Annotated in this window: 5 protein-coding genes, 1 tRNA gene and 2 rRNA genes (1 of these 8 only partly in view); 3 read left to right on the forward strand and 5 right to left on the reverse strand. The window is 62.5% G+C overall.

The genetic code is table 11. The features are described from left to right. Positions 1-219 precede the first annotated feature (219 nt). Positions 220-975: a GntR family transcriptional regulator gene (locus CS1BSM3_RS26890; protein WP_072393372.1), complete on the forward strand. Its 756-nt coding sequence runs from the start codon at positions 220-222 to the stop codon at positions 973-975. A gap of 62 nt (positions 976-1,037) precedes the next feature. Here the strand turns inward: CS1BSM3_RS26890 and CS1BSM3_RS26895 are convergent, their stop codons facing one another. Further along, the gene (locus tag CS1BSM3_RS26895) at positions 1,038-2,099 is read right to left on the reverse strand and encodes a L,D-transpeptidase family protein (RefSeq protein ID WP_072393375.1); all 1,062 of its coding nucleotides are present in this window, start codon (positions 2,097-2,099) and stop codon (positions 1,038-1,040) included. 330 nt (positions 2,100-2,429) lie between these two features. Between CS1BSM3_RS26895 and CS1BSM3_RS26900 the strand changes: the two genes are divergently transcribed. Continuing rightward, entirely contained in the window at positions 2,430-4,514 is a 2,085-nt protein-coding gene (locus tag CS1BSM3_RS26900) for a hydantoinase/oxoprolinase family protein (protein WP_072393378.1), read from the forward strand. After that, complete coding sequence (locus CS1BSM3_RS26905) at positions 4,511-6,187, forward strand: hydantoinase B/oxoprolinase family protein (protein WP_072393381.1); 1,677 nt, start codon at positions 4,511-4,513, stop codon at positions 6,185-6,187. Before CS1BSM3_RS26900 ends, CS1BSM3_RS26905 begins: the two co-directional genes overlap by 4 nt. 137 nt (positions 6,188-6,324) lie before the next feature. On the opposite strand, the gene CS1BSM3_RS26910 is transcribed toward CS1BSM3_RS26905, so the two are convergent. From CS1BSM3_RS26910 to CS1BSM3_RS26925, 4 genes are all read right to left on the reverse strand, one after another. Then, entirely contained in the window at positions 6,325-6,888 is a 564-nt protein-coding gene (locus tag CS1BSM3_RS26910; RefSeq protein ID WP_244540622.1) for a L,D-transpeptidase, read from the reverse strand. A 296-nt stretch (positions 6,889-7,184) separates the two neighbouring features. Next, positions 7,185-7,261, reverse strand: a tRNA-Met gene (locus tag CS1BSM3_RS26915). 124 nt (positions 7,262-7,385) lie between these two features. Next, positions 7,386-7,500 (reverse strand): 5S ribosomal RNA (rrf, locus tag CS1BSM3_RS26920). A gap of 144 nt (positions 7,501-7,644) precedes the next feature. After that, a 23S ribosomal RNA gene (locus CS1BSM3_RS26925) occupies positions 7,645-9,828 on the reverse strand; it runs 615 nt beyond the window's last position.

The raw sequence follows: 9,828 nt of genomic DNA on the forward strand, positions 1-9,828 counted from the left end.
GCCGCTCTCCCGGAAAGCTTGGTGTTTACATCCCTCAATGTCATCATTTTGTATGACAGCAGTCAAGATGACACCATGGTAGATGTTAGTATGTCAACTTGAGCTACGATGAATGTTTTGGCAGTGTGCGGCTCCTTTTTGTGCGTCGCAAAACATGCTTGAAGCCGAGCGATCCGCCAGCCTGCGGGCAAGCGAGTGCGCATTGCTCTGGAGGGTTATATGACTGGGGATATTCTGCGTCTCACCGAGCTACCGCCATTGCGGCGCGATCAAGTGCTCGAGCGTCTTCGCAACGCGATCATAGCCGGGCACTTCAAGCCGGGCGATCGCCTCATCGAGCGCGAGCTGTGCGAGCGCATGGGCGTAAGCCGCACCTCCATCCGTGAGGCCTTGCGCCATCTCGAAGCCGAGCACCTCATCCAGGTCGAACCGCGCCGTGGACCGGTGGTGGCGCGCATCACGCGCAAGCAGATCGTCGAGATCTACGAGGTGCGGGCGCTCCTCGAAGCCGCGCTCGTGCGCCGCTTTGCGGAGAGGGCGAGTGATGAGCAGATCGCAGCGCTCCGTGGCATCTACGAAGACTTGCGCATTACGCGAACGACCGGAGAGGTGCCGCGCATCGTTGCGCTGACGAAGCGCTACATCGAGCACATGATGGATGCCGTCGACCACGAGCTGATCGGCGACATGCTGCGCAAGCTCACGGCGCGGATCAATGTGGTTCGTGTGCTTGCGATATCAGTGCCGGGACGCCTCGAGGAGAGCGGGCATGAGCTCGCCATCGTCATGGATGCCATCGAACGCCGCGACGGTGAGCTCGCGGCGCGCAGCCTGACGACCTACGTCCAGAACGCGGCGGCCGCGTCGCTGAAGCGCTTCGATGAAGTGGAGCGCGAGCGGGACTCCGTCAGCAAGCGGGGCAGCCGCACTACGCGGGCAGCACCGGCGCGATCCTCCGGCGCAGGCCGCAAGTAAGCGACGCGGCAAGACCGCTGCCCGGGAGCGACACGCGGTATCGAAGCCGCGAGTTTCCGCGCTCAATTGCCGAAGAATGAGGACAGCAGGCTCGGGCTCGGCGGTCCTTTGAACGGCGCCATGGCCGACGCGACTTCCGTATAGAGGCCTGGCACCCACGCGGGCTGCCCTGGATCGGCCGACGGCAGACCGCGCCGCCGGAAATCGCTCGGTGCAATGACGACCTTCACGTTCGGCAAGCCCACCTCGGCTGCGAGGACGAACAGCTCTTCCGCAGCCTCGTCACCAACGGCAATGCAGCCGGCAGAAACGGCCTTGCCGTGGAACATGATGTCGCCGCCGAGGTCGCGACGGCCGTCCTTCGTCGCCATCTGGCGATCGAAGGTATTTGGATAGTTCACACGCAGCGACACGTGATAGCGGCTGGCGGGGTTGAGATACGAGATGCCGTAGACGCCTTCAGGGACCTGCCTGTCTCCCTGCTGCAGCTTCGGTCCGGACTTTCCACTCGCGGCCAGCACCGGATAGCGGTGAACCATTTTCCACGAGCCGCCCTCGGGTCGTGCGTGAAGCTCGACGACCTTCTCATCCTTGATCGTCACGAAGGCAACTTCCGCGGGAGGCCAGGCGACCTTCGCGGTGCCGAAGCGGGCCGAGAGACGACGGGTCGCGCCCGGCCCAATCTCAGAGAGCCTGCGCGCCAGCCTGTAGTCGCGCAATGGCGCGCTTGCACGCGGCGACGTCCAGGCCGATGCTTGCGGCGGCCGGATGGCGAGCCGCGGCGGCTCCAGAAGCGGAACCACACGCTCGGCCCGTGTCTCCGTCGACCATGGCGAGGGAAGATCCTCACTGAGCGTCCTGAGCGGGGCAACTGCCGCCGTCTCCTCGGTCGACATCGGCAAACGCAGCGTTCCGACATCGAGCGACACATACATGAAGCGATCGACCGGAGCGGGGCCTTCGGGGCTCGGGATCGGGGCGTCGGCCGGCAGCTTCTCGACGGACTGCACGGGGCCCTGCGACGCGGCGAGCAGACCGAGACGCTCGAGCGCAATCGTGCCGCCCGCGCCTGCGAAGGACGCCGCTACCCCCAGGACCAGAAGTGAGACCTTGCCGAACTTCATTCCCAAACGTGCTGCCCGCCGTGTTCCAGTGCCTCGATCCATCATCGCCGATTCGGCCGGTTGGACGAATGGCCCAGCGACGAATCGCTTGCCCCCTAATCAAGCCGCCCTTTGAGACAAAAGACGGGTCTCAATGAGCCGAAGATGGGGCGATCTGGCCATTATCGCTCCACATTCCGTGACTTACGCGGTCAGGCTCCCGAAATTGCGTGTGGCGCAAATCGTGCAGGGCGGCACCCGCAGAGCAGTGTTGCGCAGCGTGAATCCTTTCCGGCAGAATGGCCCCGGCCGCGATCGCGGCGTATCCGCAATCGAGGTCCTGCTCCCAAGATGCAGCCAACAGCATCGCCGCGCTCCGTGCGCATCGCCGTCGACATCGGCGGCACCTTCACCGACATCGAAATCCTGGACGAGGCAACGGGCCAGACCTTCGCCGTCAAGACGCCGACGACGCCGGACGATCCCTCGGAGGGCCTGATCACCGGGCTGCGCCTCGCCGGAGAGACCGTCGGCTTCCGCTTCAGCGATATCTCGGCGCTCATGCATGGCACGACAATCGCGACCAACGCCGTCCTGCAGCGGCGGCTGCCCAAAGGCGCCCTCATCACGACGGCGGGCTTCGAGGACGTACTCGAGATCGGTCGCCATTTCCGCAAGCAGGTGTATGCGAGCAAGGCCGAGCCGCGGGTCATATTGATCCCGCGCGCCTGGCGTCTCGGCATCAGAGAGCGGACGCTTGCGACAGGCACAATCGAGACGCCGATCGACGAGGCCGAAGTCCAACGCCTCGCGGAGAAGCTTAAGGCCGGCGGCATTCAGTGCGTCGCCGTGTGCCTGCTCCATGCCTATGCCAATGCCGAGCACGAAAAGCGCATCGGCGAGCTGCTGACGAAATATGCGCCGGAGCTCGATGTCTCGCTCTCGCATGAGGTGAGCCCCGAGATCCGCGAATTCGAGCGCTCCTCGACGACCGTGCTCAATGCGCTGCTCATGCCGGTCGTGCGCCGCTATCTCGAGCGGCTGAGGTCGCGACTGAAAGCCGCCGGCTTCGAAGCGCCGGTCTATCTCGTGCAATCGAACGGCGGCGTCATGAGCCCGGAGACGGCGGCGCTGCTGCCGGCGCGCCTGCTGCTGTCGGGGCCAAGCGGCGGCGCGCTCGCTGCCGAGACGATCGCGCGGCGTCTCGCCATGCCGGACGTCGTGGCCGTCGACATGGGCGGCACGAGCTATGACGTTTCGATCGTGAATGGCGGGCGCACGCGCCTCGTCACGGAAGGCAATGTCGATGGCCTGCCCGTGCGGCTGCCCATGATCGAGATCCGAACCATCGGCTCGGGCGGCGGATCCATTGCGCTCGTGGAAGAGAGCGGGCGCCTGCGCGTCGGCCCTGAAAGTGCCGGCGCCAAGCCGGGTCCTGCCTGCTACAGCCGCGGCGGTACCGAGCCGACGGTGACGGACGCGAATGTCGTGCTCGGCCGCATTGATCCGGCGTTCTTTCTGGGCGGCGCCATGCGCCTCGATGCAGCCGCCGCGCGGACAGCCGTGAGCACGCGTGTGGCGGAGCGCTTGTCACTTGCGCCCGAGGAGGCGGCGGAAGGCATTCTGCGCGTCGCGGTCTCGCATATGGCCGGCGCCATTCGCCTCTCGCTCTTCGAAAAGGGGCTCGATCCCGAGGATTTCACGCTGCTCTCGTTCGGCGGCGCGAGCGGCCTCCATGCCTGCGATACGGCCGACGAAATCGGCATTGGCCGCGTCGTCTTCCCGCGCGATCCGGGCACGCTCAGCGCCTGGGGAATGCTCTACTCGGACGTGGTGCACGCGCTCGCACGCGCGCGACTCATGAAAGCTGACGTCTCGGCCATTCCCGCGCTCCGCGAGATCTGCTCCGAGCTCGCTCGTGCGGGCGCTGAGCGGCTGAGCGCCGACGGTATTGCAGCTCCCGAGCAGCTTCTGCCGATCGCTCTCGATATGCGTTATCCCGGCCAGGCCTACGAGATCCAGGTGCCGTTCGATTGGTCGACGGGATCGCCCGAGGCAGCTCTCGTATCCTCCATTGCGCGCTTCCACGAGGTGCACGAGGCGCAATACGCGCACTCGGAGGCTCACGTGACACCCGAGATCGTCGCCGTGCGTATTGCGGCCACGGGAAAGCTCAAGAAGCCGGGCGAGCACGCCTTTGCTTTCGAGGGATCGGCCGCACCCAAGGGGCGTCGCGCCGTCTACGCCGCCGGCGGCTGGCATGAGGCCGCTATCTACGAGCGCGCGAGACTCGCTGCCAATACGAAAATCGATGGTCCCGCAATCATCGAGGAAGCGCACGCGACGCACTTCATCCCGCCGGGGTGGGAGCTCGCGCCATCACCGACCGGAGACCTCATCGCAACGAAGCGCGCAGGGAGCGCAGTCCAGTCATGAAAGCGCTCGACGTCGTCCAACTCGAAGTAATCCGCAACGCGCTCGTCGCTGCCGCCGAAGAAATGGGTGTCACCATTTGGCGCACGAGCCGCTCGAGCGTCGTGCGCGACCTGCTCGACTATTCGACGTGCGTGTTCGATGCCGAGGGGAAGAGCGTCGCACAGGCGACCTGCATCCCCGTGCATCTCAACTCCATGTCGAGTTGTCTCGACGACATCCTGCGCGATCACATTCCGCTCAGCGAATGGCGCGAAGGGGATCTCATCATCACCAACGACCCCTACTCGGGCGGCCAGCACTTGAATGACATCCTGACGTTCAAGCCGGCGTTCGTGGATGGGCGGCTCGTCGGCATCGCGGGCGTGCTCGTGCACCATCTGGACGTCGGCGGCGGCGCACCGGGCAGCTACTACGCGGGGGCGACGGAGATCTATCAGGAAGGATTTCGTATTCCGCCCATGCGGCTCGATGATGCCGGACGGCGCAACAAGGAGGTCATCCAGCTTCTGCTGCGCAATACGCGCGAGCCCGCCAACGTCGGCGGCGATTTCGCCTCGCAGCTCGCTGCACTCGACATCGGCGTGAAGGGCCTTCATCGCATCACGCGGCGCTATGGCGCGGACCGGCTTGCTGAAGCCTGCCGCGGCATCCGCCGACAGTCCGAGATGGCCATGCGCGCCATGATCCGCGACATCCCGGACGGCACGTACAGTTTCGAGGACTTTACGGACGACGACGGCATCGAGCGCGACAAGGCGATCAAAATCTCGGTGAAGCTCACGGTGCGCGGCGACACCGTCGAAGTCGATTTTTCGGGCTCCTCGCCGCAGGTGCAAGGCCCCGTCAACTGCACGCGCAATATGTCGGGCTCGGGGGTCTTCTGCGGAATCCTGATGTCGATCGGCAGCGAGATCCCTGCGAATGCGGGCTGCTATGAGCCGGTGCGGATCGTGGCGCCTGACGGGCTGTGCGTGACGGCGCGCTCGCCGGCACCGGTCGCGAACCGCATGGCGATCGGACATCGCGTCGTCAATGCCGTCATGGGCGCGTTCGCGAAGGCCATTCCCGGGCGCGTGCCCGCGGCCTACTACGGCGTGAGCTATGCCTATGCGACGAACCTCTTTCATGCCGATGGGCGGCGGCAGGTCTACTTCGATCTGACGTGCGGCGGCTGGGGCGGTCACCCGGACGGCGACGGCGCCAACGGCTTTTCATGCGGGCTGCACAACATCGCGAATGCACCCGTCGAGATGCTCGAGAGCACATATCCCGTGACGTTCGAGGCTTACACGCTCGTTCCCGACTCAGGCGGTGCGGGCGAGCAGCGCGGCGGCTGTGGTCTCATTCGCGCCTTCCGCATTGACGCGCCGGCCGGCACGCTTTCCTGCAACTTCGATCGCTTCAAGACGCAGCCCTATGGTCTCGCGGGTGGTGCGCCAGGTGCCGCAAGTTTCGCCGAGCTCCAGCACGCTGACGGTTCGGTCGAGCGCCTGCCGTCGAAGGTCGCAGGCAAGGCCATTGCGAAGGGTGATGTCTTCCGCCTCGTCACTTCGGGCGGCGGCGGCTACGGCGAGCCGGCAAAGCGCGCCGAGGCAGCCATCCGCGAGGACATCGAGAACGGGTACGTCTCGCGCCAAGAAGCCTCCGCGCACTACGGCGTGAAGGCTGGATAGCGCGGGCGCGGCAGCTCGGATCGACCTAACCTGGCCGTCGCTGGCCGAGCGATCTTCTGAACTACTGAGCGCCATGCCTGCGCGCGTCTTGCGCGCAAGCAGGGCGGCGTCGGCAGCCGACATCCGCAATGGCGGGTTCAGGCGCGATACCGCCGCCACGTGACGGTCACGCGGGTGCCGACCGGCACGCGCGGATAGAGGTCCAATACATCCCGATTGTACATGCGGATGCAGCCCTTGGACGCCGCCGTGCCAATGGTCGAGGGCGCGTCCGTGCCGTGAATTCGATACATGGTCGAGCCGAGATAGAGCGCGCGCACCCCAAGCGGGTTCATCGGGTGCCCACCGGGGACGTACGCGGGTAGACGCGGATTCTCGCGGCGCATTTCTGCCGTTGGCGTCCAGCTAGGATTGTGCCGCTTATCGGAGACATGCGTCACGCCCTGCCAGCGGCTTTGCTCGCGCGGCACGGCAATGGGATAGCTGATCGCTACGCCCGGGCGCTGGATCCAATACAGCCGCCGATCCCCGAAACTGACGATGATCTGGCCGGGCGCTTGGCGAGGATCGAAGCTGACGACCTCGCGCGAGCCGCCCTCCCAGAAGAAGGAGAAGAAACTCTGGGCGTTGGCGCCGGCGGGCGCAATCGACAACGCAGGAAGAACGAAGATGAGAAGCGAAAGAATCCGGAGCTTATGCACGGCGACGGCCCCCCTTGCTGAGCGAGGAAAACTGAGCACTGGCATGACATGGTGGATTACCCGGGCATCATCATGATTGGAACGCGGGCATCTATCAAGAGCTCAGTGTGCGCATGGTTATTTCGCATTCGAGCCGAAGTGCTGACCGCAACATGTCCTTCGAGCATCGTCGAGTGGCTGCGCCGCCGCTCAACAGCAAAATGCGAGGATCCCCATCCGGCAGCCAAAAGCAAAAAGCCCCAGCGCGCGAGGCACTGGGGCTAATCTGTAAGTCTATGTTTCGTAGACTTAAAATTTGGTTGCGGGGATAGGATTTGAACCTATGACCTTCAGGTTATGAGCCTGACGAGCTACCGGGCTGCTCCACCCCGCGTCACCATCCCGATGTTCTTCATCACCATGCCCGGACGCAAAACGGGCCATCGAAACCTCGACGGCCCGTTGTGCTCCCGGAAGGAGGAGATCTCGATAGAATTTGTTTCATCACATCTTGGCAGACCTGGCAACGACCTACTCTCCCGCGTCTTGAGACGAAGTACCATCGGCGCTGGGGCGTTTCACGGCCGAGTTCGGAATGGGATCGGGTGCAGCCGCCCCGCCATAGCCACCAGGTCAGCAAAGATGTGATGAATTCTGGTCTTTCCGTGTTCTCACGCTCATCAGGGGCGCGCGCCCCTTAGCGCTCGGCGCCATGCGTGGCCGAAGCCTCGCTAACTGGCAGCTCTCGAGCGCAATGATGAGCATTGCTTAATGAGAGCAATCAAGCCGATCGAGCTATTAGTACCGGTAAGCTCAATGCATTGCTGCACTTACACACCCGGCCTATCAACGTGGTGGTCTTCCACGGCTCTCAAGGGAGAACTTGTTTCGAGGTGGGTTTCCCGCTTAGATGCTTTCAGCGGTTATCCCGTCCGCACATAGCTACCCTGCTGTGCCGTTGGCACGACAACAGGTCCACCAGAGGTGCGTCCAACCCGGTCCTCTCGTACTAAGGTTAGATCCTCTCAATTCTCCGACACCCACGGCAGATAGGGACCGAACTGTCTCACGACGTTCTGAACCCAGCTCACGTACCACTTTAAACGGCGAACAGCCGTACCCTTGGGACCTGCTCCAGCCCCAGGATGTGATGAGCCGACATCGAGGTGCCAAACGACGCCGTCGATATGGACTCTTGGGCGTCATCAGCCTGTTATCCCCGGCGTACCTTTTATCCGTTGAGCGATGGCCCTTCCACGCGGGACCACCGGATCACTATGACCGACTTTCGTCTCTGCTCGACTCGTCAGTCTCGCAGTCAGGCAGGCTTATGCCATTGCACTCGACGGTTGATTTCCGACCAACCTGAGCCCACCATCGCGCGCCTCCGTTACTATTTGGGAGGCGACCGCCCCAGTCAAACTGCCCACCATGCAATGTCCCGGAACCGGATAACGGTCCGCGGTTAGACAACCATGTTCACAAGGGTGGTATTTCACATTGCGGCTCCACAAAAGCTGGCGCCTCTGCTTCATAGCCTACCACCTATTCTACACATGCAAACACGATTGCCAGTGCAAAGTTGCAGTAAAGGTGCACGGGGTCTTTCCGTCTAACCGCAGGTACCCCGCATCTTCACGGGGAGTTCAATTTCACTGAGGATGTGCTGGAGACAGTGGGGAAGTCGTTACGCCATTCGTGCAGGTCGGAACTTACCCGACAAGGAATTTCGCTACCTTAGGACCGTTATAGTTACGGCCGCCGTTTACTGGGGCTTCGATTCAAAGCTTGCACTTCTCCTCTTAACCTTCCAGCACCGGGCAGGCGTCAGGCCATATACGTCGTCGTTTGACTTAGCATAGCCCTGTGTTTTTGCTAAACAGTCGCAACCCCCTGGTCTGTGCCCCACCCACCTGGTTGCCCAGATAGATGGCCTGCTTCTCCCGAAGTTACGCAGGTAATTTGCCGAGTTCCTTCAGCACACTTCGCTCAAGCGCCTTGGTATTCTCTACCAGTCCACCTGTGTCGGTTTCGGGTACGGTCTATGTGGGGGCTATTTCCAGGAACACCTTCGCTGCAAGCAGAATCCAGTAACTGCTCACAACACACGGCATTCGTCACTCACCCACTGGCCCACGAATATTAACGTGGTTCCCATCGACTACGGCTTTCGCCCTCGCCTTAGGGGCCGGCTAACCCTGCGCAGATTAACTTTACGCAGGAACCCTTGGACTTTCGGCGGGAGTGTTTCTCACACTCCTGTCGTTACTCATGTCAGCATTCGCACTTCCGATACCTCCAGGTGTCCTCGCGGATCACCCTTCGCAGGCTTACGGAACGCTCCCCTACCACGTGCTTTCGCACATCCGCAGCTTCGGTAGACAGCTTTAGCCCCGTTACATCTTCGGCGCAGAAACCCTTATTTAGACCAGTGAGCTGTTACGCTTTCTTTAAATGATGGCTGCTTCTAAGCCAACATCCTGGTTGTTATGGGATTCCCACATCCTTTCCCACTTAGCTGTCATTTAGGGACCTTAGCTGGCGGTCCGGGTTTTTTCCCTCTCCACGACGGACGTTAGCACCCGCCGTGTGTCTCCCGAGTAGTACTCCCAGGTATTCGGAGTTTGGTTAGGTTTGGTAACCCTGTGGGGGCCCCTAGCCCATCCAGTGCTCTACCCCCTGGGGTATTCACTCGAGGCTCTACCTAAATAGATTTCGGGGAGAACCAGCTATTTCCTGCCTTGGTTGGCCTTTCACCCCTTGCCACAGTTCATCCGAGGCTTTTTCAACAGACACCGGTTCGGTCCTCCAGTGGGTGTTACCCCACTTTCAACCTGACCATGGCAAGATCGACAGGTTTCGGGTCTAATCCGACGAACTGAACGCCCTGTTCAGACTCGCTTTCGCTGCGCCTACGCCTATCGGCTTAAGCTTGCTCGTCAGACTAAGTCGCTGACCCAT

It is taken from the genome of Hyphomicrobium sp. CS1BSMeth3 (assembly GCF_900117415.1).
In the GTDB taxonomy this organism is placed as follows: domain Bacteria; phylum Pseudomonadota; class Alphaproteobacteria; order Rhizobiales; family Hyphomicrobiaceae.